Origin of the sequence: Occallatibacter savannae, from assembly GCF_003131205.1 — a bacterium.
Lineage (GTDB): Bacteria > Acidobacteriota > Terriglobia > Terriglobales > Acidobacteriaceae > Telmatobacter > Telmatobacter savannae.
In genome coordinates, this window is record NZ_QFFY01000002.1 from 218,316 (window position 1) to 236,463 (window position 18,148).

The window sequence follows — 18,148 nt, forward strand, 5'->3', positions numbered from 1 at the left end:
GGCCTTAAGTGCCGGTGCGATTTCAGGCAGAACAAAGCACCGACTTCGTTTGCTGTCGAGAGAGTCAGCTTTCGAGGTATTCCCAGAACGAGTCGGCGAGGTCGGCGCCCAGTTCGTTGGTCATGCGGCGGGCGGCGCGCTCCACTTCCTCGATGAGCTGGTGGAGGTAGCTGCGCGAACTGGAGATGGCGACGATGCCGAGAGTGGCAGAGCGCCAGGTGACGGCTTCGTCCATCTCGGCAACGGAGATGTTGAAGCTCTGGCGGAGCTGGTCCTTCATGGAGCGGACGACATGGCGCCGGTCTTTGAGGGAGTTGGCGTGCTCGATGCGGAGCTCGAGGGTGAGATTGGCTACGGGCATGACGTGCGCGGCCTCGTGCGGTGGCCAGGAAAGAAGAGATTCCCTGGGCATGACTCTCCGGGGTGCTTCATTGTAGCGCGTCTGCGAAATATGTTGGCAGGAGTGAGCGGTTGCAGGCGCGACCGAGCGCTTTCAGCGCAGGAGCGCGAAGGGGATGATGGTTTCGCCGGAGCCGCCGGTTTCGCGGATGAGCTGTTCTTCGAGTTCATGCGGGAGCGGCATTTCGCAGTCGGCGATCTCATCGGGTGTGGCTCCGATGAAGCAGAGCTCGCAGCAGGCGAGGGTATCGCCGGCTTCGACTCGGACGGGCGGCCCGAAGACGCGGCAAGTCAAGGGGCGGAAGGCATAGATGTCGCAGAGTCCTGTGTCGGGATTGAGCGCTGGGCAAGGGGCGTCGTTGGCGAAATCTTCAAAGCGGGACTGATCTTCTTCCGATGTGCCGAGGATTCCGGTGGTGACATCGCCCGGGAAGTCGGAGGCGTGCTGGGCAAGCCAGGTGCGGGCACGGTCGCGGACTGACTCGGCAAGGAGGGGATCGGATAAGTCGAGATCGTGCATGCCGGACTGCAGTCGGGCTGCGTCGAGGGCGTTGATCGAGAAGGCTCCGTGGCAGCACTGGGTACAGCCGGGGCGGCAGGCGAGCATCGGGCCGGCGCGAAGGGCAGCGTCGGCGAGAGCGGCGTCGACGATCTGAACGAGCTCGGTGTCGCGGGCGGGAAGGAGCATGTGAATAGCCTATCGAAGATCAATCCTCTTCGGTACCGGGACAGTTTCAAGCCGGGCATCGTGCTATAACGGCGATGAGGTCGCCTTGCTCTACCTGGAGCGCATTCCCGTTGCGCCGCTTGCAAGTTTCATTCGCGTGCTGTGGTACGCACGGGTAGGCGATGCCGTACGCCATCGCGAACGGATTTTGCCGAGCGGCTGTACTCAGATCATTTTGAACCTGTCGCGAGACTTCATTCTGGATTGCGCGGAAGTCGGTCCTGATCGACGGGTGTCGCCTGCTCTCGTGGTCGGTGCGCGTTCGGTCTACGAGATTGTGGACACCTCGGATATGTCCGATTTGATCGGGATTGTCTTCGCGCCTGCCGGGTTTCCGGCATTTGCATTGGATGCGGCGGACAAGTTCAGCAACCGAAGCGTTGCGCTAGAGCACGTATGGGGACGGAACGCGGAGAGTCTTCGAGGTCGGTTGCGCGACATTGAAAATCCACGCGATCGACTGGCATGCCTCGAGCGGTTCCTACTGGGGAGATTCGAGGAGAAGCTTGCAGCGCATAGCCGGGCTCCACAGGTGAACTTTGCGCTGCGGTATTTTGCGGAGCTTCCGAGCGCGGCGAGCGTGCGAGGAGCATCGCGACATATCGGGTGGAGCGAGCGGCGATTTTCGCAGGTGTTTCGCGAGGAGGTTGGGCTTACGCCGAAGGTTTGGTGCCGGCTGCAACGGTTTCAGCAAGCGGTGCGGCAGCTTCATGCGGGCGTGGAGATGCGATGGGCGGAGCTGGTTCTGGATTGCGGATATTACGACCAGTCGCACTTTGCGAATGAGTTCAGGGCATTTTCGGGCGTCGACGTGAGCACTTACACGGCACGGCGAACGATTTGGGCGAATCACATTCGAACCGATTGACGACAGTTCGCAGCTCATCCGAGGTGTTGCATTCAGTTCCGATTTTTCCAAGAAGCCTAGGAGCGCGGTCTGGCATTCTTGCCGCGGTGAATCCCGAGGAGGTTGATATGGCGAATGAATCCAGTTCTGGCTCGTCTGTAATGCCCGCGATGCGCTATCGCGATGCGCATGCGGCCATCGAGTGGTTGTGCAACGTGTTTGGGTTTGAAAAGCATGCGGTGTATCCGGGGCCGAACGGAACGGTGGGTCATGCGGAGCTGACGCTCGGCGGAGGCATGATTATGCTGGGGTCGGAGAGGGATGACGAGCAGAGCGGCCGGTTCAGGTCGCCCGCTGATGTCGGCGATGCGGAGACGCGGAGTGTGTACATCGTGGTAGCCGATGCGGATGCTGCCTATCAGCGCGCGAAGGCAGCGGGCGGGAGGATCGTGCGGGAGTTGCAGAACACAGATTACGGCAGCCGCGAGTTCACGGTGAAGGATCCCGAGGGGCACTCGTGGAGCGCGGGCACGTACAATCCGTGGGCCGCACATTCGTAGTCCGTAGAGCGAGCCTCCGTGCGATATAGTCGCTTTGACTGGTGGAGGTCACCGATTGAAGATTTCTGGTTTTGTGATTGCGGGTATGGTGGTGTGTGCGGGTGCGGCGAGCGCGCAGTCGCGGCTGCTGGTGGCGGTGAAGGGAACGCAGAGCATGGCGATCGTCGATCCGACGAGCGGGTCGGTGGTGGGCACGGTTCCTGAGGGCGGTACGACGGGGCACGAGTTGATTGCGTCGGGGGACGGGAAGACTGCGTTTGTGCCGATCTATGGCAACTCGGGTGTGGGCAAGCCGGGCACCGACGGCGACACGATTGTTGCGATCGACATTGCTTCGCGCAAGGTGACTGGCGACGTGCGCTTCAATCATGGCGTGCGGCCGCACTGCCCTCTGATTGGGCCGAAGGACGGCCTGCTCTACGTGACGACGGAACTGGATAAGACAATCACGATCATCGATCCGAAGACGCTGAAGGTTCTGGGAGCGCTCCCGACGGGGCAGGAGCAGAGCCACATGGCGGTGCTGTCGCACGACGGGAAGCGCGCGTACACGGCGAACGTGGGGCCGGGGACGGTGTCGGTGATCGATGTGCCGGGGCGGAAGGTGCTGAAGGTCATCAAGATTTCGGACACCACGCAGCGGATCTCGATTACGCCGGACGACAAGTGGGTGTTCACAGCGGACCAGACGAAGGCGCAGATGGCGGCGATCGATACGGCCAAGAATGAAGTGGCGAAGTGGATCCCGATGGAGGGCGTTGGGTACGGATCTGCGGTGACGCCGGATGGAAAGTGGCTGCTGGTGGCACTGGCGGATCAGAACAAGGTTGCCGTTATCGATGTGAAGACGATGCAGGTGGCTCGGACGGTTGCTGTTGGAGATTACCCGCAAGAGGTGCTGGTGCAGCCGGATGGGAAGACGGCGTACGTATCGTGTTCGAAGGCCGGGACGGTGTCGGAGATCGATCTGGGTAGTTGGAAGACGACACGGACGATCAACAGCGGGAACAATTCGGATGGCCTGGCTTGGGCGAAGTAGCAGGGAACAGGCATTAGGGGACGCTCGACTTCGTATCCCTGGTCTCCGGTGGCAGGAGACCAGGGGCACCCGTTCCTAACTGAGGGGGCGGTCCCAGGTTTCGAGCTGGTGTTTGAATTCGCTCATGAATTTGCCGGCGTCGGCGCCGTCGATCAATCGGTGGTCGAAGCCGAGGCAGTAGTACTGCATGGAGCGAATTGCGATGGTGTCGTTGCCTTCTGCGTCGCTCAGGACGACGGGCTCTTTCTTGAGCGCGCCGATGGCGAGGATGGCGGATTCAGGCTGATTGATGATGGGCAGGCCGAACTCGTCGCCGAAGATACCGGGATTGGTGAGGGTGAAGGTGGAGCCGCCCACTTCGTTGGGCGAGAGCTTCTTTGCGCGGGCACGACCGGCAAGGTCGGCGATGCTGCGGGCGAGGTCTGCGAAGCTGCGCTTTTCGGATTCCCGGACCGTGGGCACGATGAGTCCCCACTCAAGGGCCACGGCAATGCCGAGATTGATGTTGGCGTGATAGTGGATGGCGTTGTCGACAAGCGATGCGTTGACGATGGGATGACGACGCAAGGCTTCGACTGCCGCGACGGCAATAAACGGCATGTAGGTGAGCTTGACGCCGTGGCGCTGCTCGAAGGCAGCGCGTTCGCGATCGCGGAGGCGCGCGATGCGCGTCATGTCGACCTTGTAGATGGAGTGGACGTGCGGGGCGATGCGCTTGCTCTCGACCATGCGCTGCGCGATGATGGCGCGCATCTTGGTGAGAGGGACCACTTCGGCGGTGAGATCTTTGGGCTGGCTCGCCTCAGGCCTTGGTATAGCTGTTTGCGGGAGCTGCACCTGCTGTGCGGCCGACCCTTTTTCGAGGTAAGCGAGAATGTCCTGCTTGTTGATGCGTCCGTTCGAGCCGGAGCCGGGAACGTAGCGCAGGTCGATGTTGTGCTCTTTCGCAATGCGGCGGACCAGCGGCGATGACTTGATCTTGTCCCCGGTGTGGATCGGGGCTGGTTGGTGTACGGGAGCTGCGCTGGATTGCGGTGCGGCTGGTTTTGTTGGTTGCGGCGTCGGAGCAGATTGCGGCAGTGCGGTAGTTTCTAGAGGAGCGCTGCCGCCGATGATAGCGACGACCGCGTTGATCTGGACCGTTTCGCCTTCGTGCGCCCGAATTTCGGTGAGGATGCCGTCTACGGTCGAGGGAATCTCGGCGTCGACCTTGTCGGTGGAGATTTCGAACAGCGGCTCGTCTTTCTTGACAGAATCTCCGACTTGCTTGAGCCACTTGGTGATGGTGCCTTCGAAGATGGATTCACCCATCTGCGGCATCACTATTTCGATCCCGCCTTTGCCCGTCACCTGCGGTGTGATCGCTTGCGGCATCTGCGGTGCTGCTGACTGCGGCTTCGCCGGCACCTGCGGCGCGTTTGATTGCGGCTTCGCCGCGGTTGCCGGAGCCGATCCGGCGTTTGCGGCAGCGCCGTCAAGCATGGCGACAACGGTGTTGATGCCGACGGTTGCGCCTTCGGGGAATTTGATTTCCGTCAGGACGCCTGAGCTGGGTGCGGGGATTTCGGCGTCGACTTTATCGGTGGAGATTTCAAAGAGCGGCTCGTCTTTTTCGACGGAGTCTCCGATTTTCTTGAGCCACTTGGTAATGGTGCCTTCAACGATTGACTCGCCCATCTGGGGCATGATGACGGGGGTTGGCATGAATCGTTCGGCTCCTGCCGGATTATAAATTGCGGGGCGCACGCTGCGTCGCTACTCCCGCTCATCACGGGAAACTCGCCACGGACGGGGCAAAGCTATACGTCAGGCATCGATCGGGCGATCGGGCTCGCCGTGGAGGCGGTGGACTTCGGTGGGGGTCTGGAGCGGAGTGTCGTTGGCGGGGAAATTCTCCCTCGCTTCGGCGTGGGCCCGGAGAGTGTCCAAGGAGTCGATGGCGAGGACCTGTTGCGCGAACACGTGGCCGAACTGGCTGGCGGCCTGATGGGCGACGTTCTCGAGAGACGGAATCGTCACGTCCGGGGGCACTTCGAGGTTGAGGCTGGTGACGGGCTTATCGGTGATCCCGCAAGGGTTGATCAGCTGGAAGTCGCGCAGATCCGTTGAAACGTTGAAGGCAAAACCGTGCGAGGTAATTCCGCGGGAGACGTGGATGCCGATGGCTGCGATCTTGCGTTCGCGCGCAGGCCCCGGCTGTGAATCATGAAGACCACACCACACGCCGGTGAGTCCTGCGATGCGGCCGGCGCGGACGCCGTACACACCGCAGAGACGAATGAGGGCTTCCTCCATCAAGCGGACGAAGTCGACCGGGCCGAGGCGGCCACCTCTGGAGTTCTGCAGGCTGCGAAGGTCAAAGATGGGGTACCCCACGAGCTGGCCGGGACCGTGGTACGTGACGTCGCCGCCGCGGTTGATCTCGTGGAGGGTGACCCCACGCTGGGAGAGCAGTTCATCCGACGCGAGAACGTTGGCTCGGCTGGCGTTGCGTCCCAGGGTGAGGACCGGCGGATGCTCGAGGAGAAGAAGAGTGTTCTCGATGACCCCGGCGAGGCGCAGCGCCGCGACTTCAGCCTGAATGCGAAGGGCATCGTCGTAGGCAACGCGGCCGAGGTAGAGGTACTCGATCATCACGACTTCATTGTATGGAGGCGGGCGGTGTCAGCGCTGCGGGGCAGGCTCAAAGATGGGCGCGAAGTTCGAGCGGACACGCAGGAAAACGAGCAGCCACAGGAGGCTGATAATGGCAGCCATGGGAAGTCCCGAGGGAGCCATCGTGATGTGGGTGAGGTCGATGTTGATGATCATCCCCGCCAGAACGGTGAGTGCAAGCGGGATGTAGCGATTGATCAGAAGCAGAATTGCCGGAGCGACCTGGAAGAAGCCAATGGCGATGTCGTAGTGGGAGACGGCGAAAGCCCGGGTGAAGTCTGCCATGGGGCCGGGAGGCATGGGAGGCGTGGGGATGAAATGCAGGAACATGTTTGACCCGAAGACGAGAAAGATGATGCCCATCAGGTAGCGGGCAATGGTGGCAGCGATTTTCAAGAGGCCTCCTTCAAACGGCAGATGCGAAACCGGTTTGTGCGAATGGAACCGCAGAACGAAATTCGGGGAAGGCGAGTCTTCAAAATGGATGCGCCTCTTTGCCTTCCTGATTCAGAGAGAACGTACAGGATTGGAAAAGCAGGCAGTGTCGACCGGGGCGGGCGGCACTGCCTGCGGCGCCGGAGATCGGTTCAAGGACGCGATCTGCCGGCACAAGTGGGTTGGACCCGCCTTCCCCGGGCGTTCCAACCCTGTTCGGACCAGCGCCCTTGGAGGGTGGACGCTCGTCCGTTGGATTCCCTCCTGGCAAGAATGCGAAAGGAATCCAAACTGAAACCTGAAGTGAAAGTCGCGGTAGAGCCTGGTGCTGAACGAGGGTGGAGCGATCTCCGGAGCCGATCAGGACACGTTGACTGGGCAAACACGTGCCGGGAGCGAAACGGTGATCAGGAAACGCGAGGCGAGTAGTTAGAGAGAAGAGGTGGGAGGTCCGCGAGACGGATTGGGTCCGTTCGGGTTCTGCGAGTGCAGAGTGATTGGCGATGCGATCTGCGCCGTCATCGTCCCGGAATCGGAGGCGAGAACGAGGAGCGAATCGAGATGGACTCTCTTGCCGCGGTGCCGGTGGAGCCTTTGAGCGGGCGAGCGATCAGCCGACGCGCAAAGAACGGCATTGAGCAGCGGTTTGCCTGCATGGCTTTGCCGGTGTGGCGAGCTCGCGTGTTTGGGCACACGGCAAGAAGGCGAACTGACGCGGCTGCCAAAGGCCTGCAGGGCCAGTGGACAAAGCAGCGAAATCAGGAGCAGAGCCCTGACGATGATCCGGTTCACCTTCATGCTGAGAGGACTTGAGTATAACGACCGATAAATCCGTTACGCAATGTCTGCTTCCTCTATTTTTCGGTTAAAAGCGTTACGCCCATGCAGTTACGGCTACGCATTACTGTTGAATCAGTTGACAGCCTTGCCCGGGGATTTGATGATGCCGTGTAGAGTGACGCAGAAACAACGCTGCCAAGAGGACACTCGGGATGGAACAAGCAGAACATCGGGGGGCGTCACGGGACGCCGAGCATCAGGAGGCGATCAGTGCAATGGTCGGTGGACTGATCGCGAAGCGGGGCTACTACTCAGTGATCGACGAGCTGGTGGCGGCGGTGTACAACCTGGGAGAGAAGTCGCTGGCCGATCCCGATAACAGCGAAAAGATGCGCGACTTCGACATGTGGGCCTATGCGGTGCGGGCTGCGATCGTGAAGCACGATGGCGAGAACACCTTCGAGAACCGCCTGACCGATTGGGATCGTCTGCTTGCCAGACGAATGGGGATCAGGCTGGACTAGGACCAGACATACCGGACCAACACTGGGCGTCCTTCTAAGTACAGCGCGGTTTTGCGGGAAAGCCCCGAGTAATGTGATTTATCTCACATCCTCGGTGTTGTTTCCGTGGGAGCATTGCAAAAGTAGCGATGCAGGGCCCGGGTTGATCCCGTTTCCCGCCGAACCTCTGCCTCCCGTTTTCCCCGCACGACCTGAATAGGGAACCAGAGCAGAAACTTCATCAGGCTTGACCTGCCGTGTGGCTATTGCTGCGCGAACAGGACGCGTCTGTACGGGATCGCTCGGCGCTCACCCATGGAGGTTGCAGTGATCAAGGTATTTACAAGCGTATTCATTCTTGAAGACACGGCAGTCGCACTCGACGCGATGAAAGAGGCGCTGCCGAAGCACTCGCTGGAGTCTGAAGCGGACCGGCGGCAGACAGTCGAGCTGCAGGTTGAGGTGACGGCGATTCGCGGCCGCATGGACCGGAACGCATGAGCATTCAGCCAGGACGGCCGATGCTGGATGCGCTCCGCGACACCCTGAGAAAACTGGACTGCCTGAATAGGCCCGACGCATCGGAGCAGTCGGAACTGAAGCGGCTTTTGCGAAGGCGGATCCACCAGATGGAAGTGATGGAACTCGAACGCAAGAGATCGCAGGCAGGTAGAGGTTGAAGATTCTTCACGACGAGAGTTTGCTCGATGCACTCAGGGCGGTATTGCGGCGCTTTGAAGGTGAGACGGGCTACGACAGCGACAGCGTTGCGGATCTGAGGCGAATTCTGCGCGCGCGTATCAAGGAGCTCGAGGCAGCAGCGAGTTCGCGGAGTGTCGCGCGCAGGGAGTAGAGCGCGCGTTAGAACCGGGGAGCGTCTACCCTGGTCATCGCGTTCTGCGGCAGCGATGGTCGCGAAGCGCCGGAATTCAGGGAGGGCAGCACCGGCGGCTGATCCTCTTCATTCACCATGACGGGCGGCCAAGCCAGTTCCAATCCTGCGAGCCGCATGCCTGCGGCAAGAATCGCGCGGACGCACAGAAACGCGAACCCGAACAGCGCCAGGAACGGGACAGCGGCAAAGGTCAAAACTCGATGTAAGAGGATCGGCAAGGATGCACTCTGTTGCCCCTAAAGGAATCATGCGTGAAGAAGGCTTGTCAACGACTTAGGAGTAACGAATTCATGTGACTGGCGTCATCTGGAATTCCGTCCATGAGATTCCATCCCCGCAACGCAATGTCTAAAGGGACGGCAGTTTTATGAGTAACCGTACCTGTAAACATTCTCTGGAGCCCCTTAGATCGACGCTGCGTCATGTCGAAATCCAGGAAGGAATCCAGCAACGAATGGATTCAGGACGACCACTCTGTAATCGAGCTGAGGCACCTTCTCGGGCACCGCATCAGACAGGAACTCGGGAAGGTGTTGGATGGAACTCCGGGACGCGGATCCGATCTGACGGAGCGTGCAGGGATCAGGCGGTTTTATCCAGCGATTTTCGCGGCGACCATGTTTCGCGGAACGGCGGCTTGTGGGTCATTTCGAAGATGCGCAGGCCCTGCCGCTCGCATGTGTGCGCGGACTCGGCCAGTTCCAATTCCGCTTCCCACATCGAGGTTGCGATCGTCTCATAGCATCGCGAGCAGATCGAGTCCATCGATCCGTTCGCATTCATCCGGTGATTGAATTCCAGCGGCCGAAGTGAACGCATTTTCTCCCTCCGGCTGCAGATTCTAGCATCGAAGTTGCGCCGCAAAAACTAGTGAAATCCCTCGTTTCCGGGCTATTTTTTCCGCTTTGGCCTTATCGAATTGCGCATGCATCCAGCCTCTTTACTTCCGAATCGAATTGCGCGAGAATCGCGTTGCTTTCAGTTGTATCCGGGCCTCTATTCCGACATCGAGGTCGATATGACTTCCGGGCAGATTCTGTTTGTTGGGCGAGATGTATGCGCTCGAGTGAGCGTCCTGAAGCACATGGGTTACGGCGTTGAAGCCTGTGTGTGCGAGGCGGATGCGCTGCGGCAGGCCCTGGCTGCCGGAGCTGTGGACGCGGTTCTGTTTCAGTGCACGCCGGAGCCGCCGTCGCGCATGCTTCTTGGCACGTGCCGCGCGCTGACGAGTGCGCCGATTGTGCTGTTTGCAGATCGCGAGTCGCCATTCCGCGGCGGTGATTTCGATGCCGTGGTGCCGAACTTGTGCGAGCCGCGCGAGTGGCTGTTGAAGATCGCAACCGTGATTGCCGAACATCGCGATCCGGAACGGGCGAAGCCTCCGCAGGGAGCCGCACCGGGCGAGGAGAACCTGAGAATCGCCTCCAAGACTGGCAATCAGCACTGAAGTCTGCCAGCTATTCTTACGACATTATCAAAATGAACTGTACTTAAGTGGATGTCAGAGCCTATGGTTGAAGCCTCTCGTTCACGAGGCGCGCTCCCTTTCTCTGTGCATTCTAGGGTCCGATCCTTCCGGAATACGGGCCATGCTGCGTCCGTTTCTCCCGCTCATCTGCGCAGCCGCATCTACAGGATCGGAGCACAACATGCCTCGCACGCCGCGCGTCCTCGTCGTGGACGACGACCACGTTATTGCCACCACGCTCGCCCTCATTCTCAGCAGGAACGGATTTGAAGCAGTAGCTGCTTTCAGCGGCCCTGAAGCTCTGCAGCACGCCTATAAGTCGCACTTCGATGTGCTTTTGTCGGACGTGGTGATGGAGCCGCTCAACGGAGTCCGCCTTGCAGTGATCTTCCGAAACCTCAATCCAGTTGCGAAGATCGTGCTGTTTACCGGGACCGAGGACGCTGCGCAGTTGATGTTGGCTGCGGCAAATGCCGGGCACGACTTCAAGATTCTGCGGAAGCCGATCCATCCCGGAACGATCCTTGAGGAGCTTCGTGAGCAGTGCTCTGAAGCCCGGTCCGTCTAGAAGTTAAAGGCTGCGGCGGATCCGCCTGCGCCCGAATGCACTGGGTGCGACGTGATCCACACCTGATCTGATTGACGCCCGCTCCTCGCGAAGAAGCAGGATGAACGGGGCACAGCTCCCGGTCCGAGACGTCAGCGATGCGCCGGTACGAACCGCACACCTACCGCCTCCCCCTCCCTATACCTTGTGAACAAGAATCCTATTTTCAATCAGTTACGGTAGAGCGCGAGCGCCAAGTGTATCTTACGAATGGACTTAGCTGTAAGTGCTTCTCCCTGCTTGACTTAGGAGCGATTGAGCGGGGTCACCAGTCCCTTTGCACAAATGGACCGCTGGACCTGACGGAATCGCATCCTGGTTATCCTGAGCTAATTCCATTGTGACAGGAACGATGAAATAGACTGCAACGTGGCTGCGGAACCATTTGCGCCATGGAATGAGTTACTTAGCGGAATTTCGGACCGAGGGCGAGCTTGACAGGGCAAAACTTGCCCGAGGTTCAATGCTCGGTTCAATGTGAGTCCCCGGGTCTCAAGAGGCGGGAGACTTCATCACCCGAAGTGTAGAGGAGGACTTACGCCCGCTTATCTCGAAAAGCTGCGATGCACGGACGCCAGCACGGCTCAGCCGATGTTGAGGTTGTCCTGTTCGGGGTACCAAAGCTCCGAGGCAGCGGAGAGGCGGTAGGAGCTTGCGATTTCGAGCAGCAGCCTGGTGCGTTCGCTGAGGAGCAGCGGTCTTTCGGAAGATAGGGGGATCAGGAGTGAGCGCGGAGCTTTCGGTTTCTGCAGTTCCTGAAGGAACTCCTCCATTTGCTTGCGCTCGATGCGGTGCGCGTCATCGTAGATGTCGGTCGCCGTGGATGAGCCCAGGGCGATGGAGAAGCCTGTTCCGTTCTGGCCGGAGCGGACGACGCGGGCCTGCACGGTAACACGCTGAGGCGATTCTTCGCCGTCCCAGTCTTCGCGTTTCAAGGTGATGGGCAATTCGGTGCCGGGCGTCCAGGAGTCGTCGATGATCATGCAGAAGCCGCCGACACTGATGTCGGCGATGCGATGCGGTCTGGAAGAATGAGCCGTGCCAATGTACCCGACGACATTGGGAAGAACGAGACGGCTGAACTTGCGCTGATCGGAGAAGAAGCGGCGGACGATGGGCTCAAGGCGCGGGTGTCGCGCAAGGCGATCCCAATCGACGAGGTCAGAGAGCTCTGGCGATGGGCGAGTTTCCGCAGCCGGCTCGGCGGTGAACTGCTGTGCTCTGTCCGCACTTTCACAGGGATCAGATTTCAACATGATCGTTCGTCAGGAGTTCAACAAAGGGTAGCGCCGGGGTGCATGCGGCAGCTATTCCACCAACGTGCAGGAGGATGCGGCTTTGTAGGCATATGCAGGCCGCAGCTCGCCGGGGCGCGCACCGTTGTCGTCGTCGAGTCCGTGCTGGTGATCCTTACGAATTCCTTACATGAGCACCGCTGCGGAGTGAAATGATCAACAGGCGTGCTGCGACTGGATCACTCGGGGCTCCCGGACACTCTCGGGATTGTTGGGCTGGCATTCGCGGTTATTGGTATCGGGGCTTCTCAACTGCCGCTGACCCTGCGAATCTCCTGCATTCTGCTGAGCGCGCTGACTCTCTCCATCTCATTTCGCACGCAGGTGCACTGGCCCTACTGGGTGCGGTGGTTTCTCTGTCTGGCGGCGGATTCAGTGCTGGCCTATATCGGGTGGTCGATCGCGAGGGTGAACTAGCGGCGCGTACGGCGGCGCCGGGGCGGCGCGGTTGTTCTGGAGTGAGGCCGGGTGCGCGGCGATGCTTCATCCTCTACAAGCACGGGAGGCCAGGCGACCTGCCAGCCGGTGAGGCGCGAGATGGCGCGGAGAATGAGACGCACCAGCGCGAACATCGCGGCGACGATCGCCAGGAACGGGAGCGCGATTGCGGTCAGGATTTTGTCCCGGTCGAACGTGGGCAAGGAGACGTTCCTCTTTCACCTACTTGGATGCCGCGTGAAGAGACGGTGAAAGCGGAAAGCACAAACTCCTCAGTACTCGGAGCGGCAATCCTCGTTGAAGGAAGTGAGTGTTTGCGAGAAGCCCGCCTTGCGGCGGGCTCTTCGCTGGACGGAGCACGCGGGCTGCGGCTCACGTCCGGGGCCCGTCTTACTGAATGCTTGGATGCGCTGACCTGGTAAATACCCTAGGTTTATTTGTCGGACGCTCGGTGAAACCCGGACACAACAGGGATGGTTGTGAAGATGGGCGTTGTCGGCGCGACGAAGATGATGGCAAGAGGCCTGTAAGCCGAATTCTGTCGTGTGCGGTCATTCCTCTAGGCGCGGCGTTACCGCCGGCGCTCATCAGCGACCTACCCGGAGGTTTCGGCAATTGCTCGAGCCGCCTTGGCGCATCGGGCCGATACGCAGCGCCGCCTGACTCTTAGCGGGCGCTTTCCTCCCTATTTGGTCTTGCTCCGTGTGGGGTTTACCCTGCCTCCGCCGTTACCGCCGGAGCGGTGCGCTCTTACCGCACCTTTTCACCCTTACCGCCGGAAACGAGTTTCCGGCGGCGGTATGTTTTCTGTGGCACTGGCCGTCTACGGGCCTTGAAGCCCGCATCCCGGACGTTATCCGGCACACTACCCTGCGGAGTTCGGACTTTCCTCCCCCGGCTGCTCTGTACTTGCGTACATCGCACCGGCAGCGACCGCCCGGTCCCCTTGCCGTGTTTAGTTTACCGCTGTTTGCGCGAGTCACCGTTGTGTTTTGGGGTGGTGGCGCATGGCTTTGTGAATGACTTTCCAGCGGGCTTTGGTTTCGCTCATGAGGCGCTTGTCGAGTTTGCGGTCGAGGTAGTCGAGTTCGCGCTGGAGCTTGCGGTAGTTTTCGAGACGCGCAGGGTCGAGGTCGGAGGCGGCGAGTGCGCAGCCGGGTTCGCCCGAGTGGGTGCAGTCGCGGAAGCGGCAGGACTGGGCGAGCTGCTCGATGTCGTGGAAGGCGGAGTCGAGCTGATCGGGCCCGGCCCAGAGCTGAACTTCGCGCAGGCCGGGCATGTCAATGAGGAGCCAGCCGGAGGGCATCGCGAACATGGATCGGGTGGTGGTGGTGTGGCGGCCGCGCTGATCGTCTGCGCGGACTGCGCCGGTGGGCTGGAGAGCGAGGCCGAGGAGCCGGTTGACGAGGGTGGATTTGCCGACGCCGGAGGAGCCGATGAGAGCGGCGGTTTCGCCGAGAGCCATGAGGTCGCTGAGCTGTTCGAGCCCGAGTCCGGTGGCGGCGCTGATGGGGAGGACTGGATCGCCGGTGCAGGCGAAGAGTCGATGGAGGATCTGGTCGACGTCGAGGTTGAGGGAAGGGGCGAGGTCGGCCTTGTTGAGGACGATGACGGGACGCGCGCCGCTTTGTTGCGCGAGAACGAGGTAGCGTTCGATGCGGCGCTCGTTGAAGTCGCGATCGAGGCCGGTGACGATGAAGAGGGTGTCGATGTTGGCAGCGAGGACTTGTTCTTCGATGGGCTTGCCGGGTTGTTTGCGCGAGAGCGTGGTTTTGCGTTCGAAGACGCGGTCGATGACGCATGTGTTGGGGCGAAGGCCGACCCAGTCTCCGACTGCGGGCCATAGGGATGAGTTGCGGCGGAGGTCTCCGCTGACGACAGCTTCGAGTTCGCCGGTCTCAGTCCAGACGGTGAAGCGGTCGCGCGAGGCGGAGGCAACGCGCGCGGGTGTGCCGGGGCATTGCTGGATGGCAAAGAAGCCATTCCAGCCGAGGTTGTGTAATTGCACTGTGAGGATCCTCTCGGGGTTGAAGCGGGAGTGCACACCTCACCGGGCGCTCAGGTGAGGCGAGAAGTGAGAGGACGAGTTAGACAGTTTCGGACAGCGGCGCCTCGGGTGAGAAGGTTAGCAGAAGAAGCAGGAGAACGGTAGCTCCTAGCTACTAGCTTGTAGCCCGTAGCTCGTAGCTAGTAGCTACTGGCGGGTAGTATGGACACATGTTACGGGTGAAGTTGCTGGAAGAAGGGGCGCGGCTGCCGGTGGTGGCGCATGCGGGCGAGGATCTCGGATACGATGTTTTCGCGCTTGAGGGTGTGTTTCTGGAGCCGCACAGAACGGTGCGTGTGCGGACGGGAATCTCAGTGGAGGCGCGGCATCCGGAGACGGGTGTGCCGCTGGGACTGCTGGTGCGGGACCGGTCGTCAATGGCGTCGAAGGGGATTGCGACGACGGCAGGCGTGATTGACGCGGGGTATCGCGGCGAGGTGCAGATCGTGATGACGAACCTCGGGCTGGAGGCGGTGGAGTTGAAGGCGGGAGAGAAGATTGCGCAGATGATTCCGGTGCCGGTGCTGACGGGGGTCGTGGAGCAGGTGGAGACGCTGGAGGAGTCGGCGCGGCTGGGGAAGGGGTTTGGGAGTTCGGGGTAGAGGCAGGGAACAGCGATTAGGGAACGAGGGAACGAGGGACAGCTTAGATGCGAGATCGAGAATGGCTTTAGTGTCGGTGACGCGGTTGCGGGTGCGGTCCTGGCGGTTTATGCCCGCGTTTATTGTTTCGGCAATGCGGATTGGGAAACAGACGGCGCAGGCGGAGGGGTGCCTGGCGGCGAAGGTGCTTCGCGACCGGCGTAATGCGTTCTGGACACTTACCTGCTGGGAGTCGGAAGCGGCGATGAAGGCGTTTATGACGGCCGGTCCGCACGGGGAGTCGATGCGGAAGCTGATGGAGTGGTGCGATGAGGCTTCCGTAGCGCACTGGACGCAGGAGGGCGAGGAGCTTCCGTCGTGGGGTGAGGCGCACCGGCGGATGCTGCGGCATGGACGCGCGTCGAAGGTGAATCGTCCGTCGGATGCGCAGAAGGCGTTTCGGATTGATGAGCCGGATGAAGGGCGATCGGACCGGACGCTCAAGTGAAAGAAGCAGGGAACAAAGATTAGGGAACAAGGGAACAGGGAACAGGGAACAGGGAACAGGGAACAGGTTGGATGCATGGATTGATTCCAACCACAGAGAAACGTGATGGAGCTTTCATTCGCTGGAAATGGGGGTATGCTTCTGGGCGGAGAGGAGGCGTCCCATGTACACGATTCTTGGAGCGGGTGGCAGTGTCAGCAATGAGCTGGTGAAGTTACTCGCGGCGCGCAAGCTCCCATTCCGAACGGTAAGCAGACACGCGAGCGCGCCGCCGGGAGCGGCGGATGTGCGGATCGCCGATCTGACGAAGCATGAGCAGACGGTAGAGGCGGTCGCCGGCTCAGACGTTGTGTTTCTGCTGGCGGGGCTGAAATACGATCACAAGCTGTGGGCGGAGCAGTGGCCGCGGATCATCGACAACGCAGTGGACGCGTGCAAGCAGGCGCGGGCGAAGCTGATCTTTTTCGACAACGTATATATGTATGGCCGGGTGAATGGGCCGATGACGGAGGAGACTCCCTACAATCCGGCGAGCCGGAAGGGCGCCGTGCGCGCGCAAATCGCGAGAAGGCTGGAAAGAGCGTGGAAAGACGGCGAGCTGACAGCGATGATTGCGCGGGCGGCGGACTTTTACGGACCCGATGCGAAGAACGGGATTCCGAATGTGATGGTGTTCGAGCCGTTGCGCAAAGGCGGGAAGGCGATGTGCCTGGTGAGCGATGCGATGCCGCATTCGTACACGTACGTGCCCGACGCGGCGGAGGCGCTTTTGAAGCTGGCGGAGAGCCCGACGGCGTGGAATCAGACGTGGCATTTGCCGACTGCACCCCAGCCGCTGACGGGAAGGGAGTTTATTCAGGCGGCGGCGCAGGCGATGGGGAAGGAGCCGCGGTATCGGGTTCTGTCGAGGACGATGGTGAAGATGGCAGGGTGGTTTGATGCGACGATTCGCGAAGTGCACGAGATGCTGTATCAGAACGACTCGCCGTATCTGTTCGATTCGTCGAAGTATGCGCGGGCTTTCGGTTTCGCGGGGACGCCGTATGCGAAGGGGATTGAGGCGGCGCAGGGAGTAGGGATTAGGGAATAGGGACTGTGTGTAATGCGGCGCGTGCAGCTTGGGCTGTTCGCGCCGCTGGTGTTTGGATTAGACAGCGGCTTTGGCAGAGGCGTTGGCTTCGCGGAGTTTCTGAGCGCAGTCTTCGCAGCAGACTTCTACGGTTTTGCCGGCGATTGTGACCTTAATGGCGTTGGAATCGAGGGGGTAGTCGCAAGCGGCACATGTGGCAGCAGCCATGATGGTTTCTCCTGACCCGATGTTCGGGTAGGGATAGTAGGCCACGGGGCGTGATAACGGGGCTGTCGCGATCTTTAGAGAATTGATTGATTGTCATCGGCCGAGAGCGGCGCGTTTGAAGGCGGATGGGGAGCGTCCGTAGGTGCGGCGGAATGCGGCGGTGAAATGGCTGTGGCCGGAGAAGCCGACTTCGAGGGCGAGCGCGGTGAGGTCGTCGTACTTGTAGAGGAGGTCAAGGGAACGGGCGAGGCGCAGACGGAGTTGGTAGCGGTAGAGGGGCATGCCTTCGACCTGTTGGAAGACCTGCGTGAGGTAGATGGGAGAGGCGTGGATCTCGGCGGCGATGTCGGAGAGGGTCCAGCGACGGGTGAGATTGGAGGCGAGGAGGAGCTTGATGCGGTCGACGGTGCGCTGATTGCCGTAGGTACCGCGCGGACCGCGGGTGGTGCGAGGACCGAGGGCGCGCTGGAGGAGGGTGAGCGCGAGACTTTCGGCTTCGAGAGACTCGGCGGTGCCTTCGCGGAGGCTGTAGCGGAGCATGGCTACGAGGGCCTGCGTGCGGGCGTCGATGCGAAGGCGATTGGGGCGAAAGGTCGCGGTTGATTTGTTGTCGAGGAGTGCGGGCTGCGCGATCTCGGCAAGGAGTGTGGGATGAGCGACGAGGGATAGGCAGGCGTCGCCGCCTGAGACGGGATGGCTGACGCGGTAGGATTCGCCGGCATTGAAGAAGAGAACCTGGTTGGCTTCGGCAACGGACTGACTGTGGCCGACGTGACGGACGTAGGTCCCGCGATAGGTGAAGACGAGCGAGGTGACGCGGGCGTGTTCTTCGGCGCCGCGATCACGATGGGTGCCGCGGCAGTAGACGTCGCGGATGGCTACGGAGGGGGAATTGAGGAGGAGGTCGGAGGAGATTTCGGGGCAGGGGGATGGCATGCAGGTGTCCTGATTATGACTATTGGATTGGGCGGGAGGGGGAAGGGACTGTCGAAATATTTAGATTGTTATCCGGCTTGAAAAGCTTGAGGTCTATGAAACCCCGGTCCCCAAACGCGAGGGACCGGGGG

General features: G+C 60.8%; 24 protein-coding genes and 1 other RNA gene. 12 read left to right on the forward strand and 13 right to left on the reverse strand.

What is annotated here, in order from left to right; genetic code table 11:
- Positions 1-64: 64 nt before the first annotated feature.
- Both DHV10_RS08335 and DHV10_RS08340 read right to left on the reverse strand, forming a co-directional pair.
- A complete protein-coding gene (locus DHV10_RS08335) occupies positions 65-412 on the reverse strand; it encodes a DUF503 domain-containing protein (RefSeq protein WP_338042587.1) in 348 nt (115 codons plus the stop codon).
- Positions 413-493: 81 nt separating this feature from the next.
- Entirely contained in the window at positions 494-1,087 is a 594-nt protein-coding gene (locus DHV10_RS08340; RefSeq protein ID WP_109485901.1) for a YkgJ family cysteine cluster protein, read from the reverse strand.
- 85 nt (positions 1,088-1,172) lie between these two features.
- Between DHV10_RS08340 and DHV10_RS08345 the strand changes: the two genes are divergently transcribed.
- The 3 genes from DHV10_RS08345 (at position 1,173) to DHV10_RS08355 (ending at position 3,572) form a co-directional block, all read left to right on the forward strand.
- Positions 1,173-1,994: a helix-turn-helix domain-containing protein gene (locus DHV10_RS08345; protein WP_109485902.1), complete on the forward strand. Its 822-nt coding sequence runs from the start codon at positions 1,173-1,175 to the stop codon at positions 1,992-1,994.
- Between the two features lie 107 nt (positions 1,995-2,101).
- Positions 2,102-2,533 (forward strand): VOC family protein, encoded by a 432-nt coding sequence (locus DHV10_RS08350; RefSeq protein WP_109485903.1) that lies wholly within the window; start codon positions 2,102-2,104, stop codon positions 2,531-2,533.
- A 55-nt stretch (positions 2,534-2,588) separates the two neighbouring features.
- Positions 2,589-3,572 (forward strand): YVTN family beta-propeller repeat protein, encoded by a 984-nt coding sequence (locus DHV10_RS08355; RefSeq protein ID WP_239461399.1) that lies wholly within the window; start codon positions 2,589-2,591, stop codon positions 3,570-3,572.
- A gap of 75 nt (positions 3,573-3,647) precedes the next feature.
- Here the strand turns inward: DHV10_RS08355 and sucB are convergent, their stop codons facing one another.
- From sucB to DHV10_RS08370, 3 genes are all read right to left on the reverse strand, one after another.
- Positions 3,648-5,276 carry a 2-oxoglutarate dehydrogenase, E2 component, dihydrolipoamide succinyltransferase gene (gene sucB / locus DHV10_RS08360; protein WP_109485904.1) on the reverse strand — a complete coding sequence of 543 codons (1,629 nt, stop codon included), beginning with the start codon at positions 5,274-5,276 and terminating at the stop codon, positions 3,648-3,650.
- 102 nt (positions 5,277-5,378) lie between these two features.
- Positions 5,379-6,206, reverse strand: a complete 828-nt coding sequence (gene lipB, locus DHV10_RS08365) for a lipoyl(octanoyl) transferase LipB (RefSeq protein WP_109485905.1) — start codon at positions 6,204-6,206, stop codon at positions 5,379-5,381.
- A 30-nt stretch (positions 6,207-6,236) separates the two neighbouring features.
- The gene (locus DHV10_RS08370) at positions 6,237-6,623 is read right to left on the reverse strand and encodes a hypothetical protein (RefSeq protein ID WP_109485906.1); all 387 of its coding nucleotides are present in this window, start codon (positions 6,621-6,623) and stop codon (positions 6,237-6,239) included.
- 600 nt (positions 6,624-7,223) lie between these two features.
- Here DHV10_RS08370 and DHV10_RS27000 point away from each other — a divergent pair.
- The 3 genes from DHV10_RS27000 (at position 7,224) to DHV10_RS08390 (ending at position 8,446) form a co-directional block, all read left to right on the forward strand.
- Positions 7,224-7,475 (forward strand): hypothetical protein, encoded by a 252-nt coding sequence (locus DHV10_RS27000; protein ID WP_162601327.1) that lies wholly within the window; start codon positions 7,224-7,226, stop codon positions 7,473-7,475.
- A 242-nt stretch (positions 7,476-7,717) separates the two neighbouring features.
- Positions 7,718-7,966, forward strand: coding sequence for a hypothetical protein (locus DHV10_RS08385; protein ID WP_162601328.1), 249 nt, complete (start codon positions 7,718-7,720; stop codon positions 7,964-7,966).
- A 306-nt stretch (positions 7,967-8,272) separates the two neighbouring features.
- The gene (locus tag DHV10_RS08390) at positions 8,273-8,446 is read left to right on the forward strand and encodes a hypothetical protein (RefSeq protein WP_162601329.1); all 174 of its coding nucleotides are present in this window, start codon (positions 8,273-8,275) and stop codon (positions 8,444-8,446) included.
- A gap of 360 nt (positions 8,447-8,806) precedes the next feature.
- Here DHV10_RS08390 and DHV10_RS08400 read toward each other — a convergent pair whose 3' ends face one another.
- A complete protein-coding gene (locus tag DHV10_RS08400; protein ID WP_162601330.1) occupies positions 8,807-9,058 on the reverse strand; it encodes a hypothetical protein in 252 nt (83 codons plus the stop codon).
- Positions 9,059-9,422: 364 nt separating this feature from the next.
- Entirely contained in the window at positions 9,423-9,659 is a 237-nt protein-coding gene (locus tag DHV10_RS08405; RefSeq protein WP_109485913.1) for a hypothetical protein, read from the reverse strand.
- 199 nt (positions 9,660-9,858) lie between these two features.
- On the opposite strand from DHV10_RS08405, the gene DHV10_RS08410 reads away from it, so the two are divergent.
- Both DHV10_RS08410 and DHV10_RS08415 read left to right on the forward strand, forming a co-directional pair.
- Positions 9,859-10,287 (forward strand): hypothetical protein, encoded by a 429-nt coding sequence (locus DHV10_RS08410; protein ID WP_162601331.1) that lies wholly within the window; start codon positions 9,859-9,861, stop codon positions 10,285-10,287.
- Between the two features lie 202 nt (positions 10,288-10,489).
- On the forward strand, positions 10,490-10,876 hold the full coding sequence (locus tag DHV10_RS08415; protein ID WP_162601332.1) for a response regulator: 387 nt from the start codon (positions 10,490-10,492) through the stop codon (positions 10,874-10,876).
- Between the two features lie 623 nt (positions 10,877-11,499).
- Here the strand turns inward: DHV10_RS08415 and DHV10_RS08420 are convergent.
- Positions 11,500-12,171 carry a PilZ domain-containing protein gene (locus DHV10_RS08420; RefSeq protein WP_109485916.1) on the reverse strand — a complete coding sequence of 224 codons (672 nt, stop codon included), beginning with the start codon at positions 12,169-12,171 and terminating at the stop codon, positions 11,500-11,502.
- Between the two features lie 204 nt (positions 12,172-12,375).
- Here DHV10_RS08420 and DHV10_RS08425 point away from each other — a divergent pair, with 204 nt between their 5' ends.
- Positions 12,376-12,627 (forward strand): hypothetical protein, encoded by a 252-nt coding sequence (locus DHV10_RS08425; RefSeq protein WP_109485917.1) that lies wholly within the window; start codon positions 12,376-12,378, stop codon positions 12,625-12,627.
- On the opposite strand, the gene DHV10_RS08430 is transcribed toward DHV10_RS08425, so the two are convergent.
- From DHV10_RS08430 to rsgA, 3 genes are all read right to left on the reverse strand, one after another.
- Positions 12,624-12,851 (reverse strand): hypothetical protein, encoded by a 228-nt coding sequence (locus DHV10_RS08430; RefSeq protein ID WP_109485918.1) that lies wholly within the window; start codon positions 12,849-12,851, stop codon positions 12,624-12,626. The two genes, DHV10_RS08425 and DHV10_RS08430, sit on opposite strands and share 4 nt — an antisense overlap.
- 309 nt (positions 12,852-13,160) lie before the next feature.
- Positions 13,161-13,597: RNase P RNA component class A (gene rnpB / locus DHV10_RS08435), an RNA gene on the reverse strand.
- Positions 13,598-13,627: 30 nt separating this feature from the next.
- The gene (rsgA, locus tag DHV10_RS08440; protein ID WP_109486505.1) at positions 13,628-14,656 is read right to left on the reverse strand and encodes a ribosome small subunit-dependent GTPase A; all 1,029 of its coding nucleotides are present in this window, start codon (positions 14,654-14,656) and stop codon (positions 13,628-13,630) included.
- Between the two features lie 209 nt (positions 14,657-14,865).
- Here rsgA and DHV10_RS08445 point away from each other — a divergent pair, with 209 nt between their 5' ends.
- The 3 genes from DHV10_RS08445 to DHV10_RS08455 all read left to right on the forward strand — a co-directional run bounded on the left by DHV10_RS08445 (position 14,866) and on the right by DHV10_RS08455 (position 16,874).
- Complete coding sequence (locus DHV10_RS08445; RefSeq protein ID WP_109485919.1) at positions 14,866-15,297, forward strand: dUTP diphosphatase; 432 nt, start codon at positions 14,866-14,868, stop codon at positions 15,295-15,297.
- Between the two features lie 61 nt (positions 15,298-15,358).
- Positions 15,359-15,784: an antibiotic biosynthesis monooxygenase gene (locus DHV10_RS08450; protein ID WP_109485920.1), complete on the forward strand. Its 426-nt coding sequence runs from the start codon at positions 15,359-15,361 to the stop codon at positions 15,782-15,784.
- A 163-nt stretch (positions 15,785-15,947) separates the two neighbouring features.
- The gene (locus tag DHV10_RS08455; protein ID WP_109485921.1) at positions 15,948-16,874 is read left to right on the forward strand and encodes an NAD-dependent epimerase/dehydratase family protein; all 927 of its coding nucleotides are present in this window, start codon (positions 15,948-15,950) and stop codon (positions 16,872-16,874) included.
- Positions 16,875-16,931: 57 nt separating this feature from the next.
- Here the strand turns inward: DHV10_RS08455 and DHV10_RS27530 are convergent, their stop codons facing one another.
- Together DHV10_RS27530 and DHV10_RS08460 are read right to left on the reverse strand one after the other, a co-directional pair.
- The gene (locus tag DHV10_RS27530; RefSeq protein ID WP_204101371.1) at positions 16,932-17,081 is read right to left on the reverse strand and encodes a hypothetical protein; all 150 of its coding nucleotides are present in this window, start codon (positions 17,079-17,081) and stop codon (positions 16,932-16,934) included.
- A 93-nt stretch (positions 17,082-17,174) separates the two neighbouring features.
- Positions 17,175-18,017, reverse strand: coding sequence for a helix-turn-helix transcriptional regulator (locus DHV10_RS08460; protein WP_109485922.1), 843 nt, complete (start codon positions 18,015-18,017; stop codon positions 17,175-17,177).
- Between the last annotated feature and the right edge of the window lie 131 nt (positions 18,018-18,148).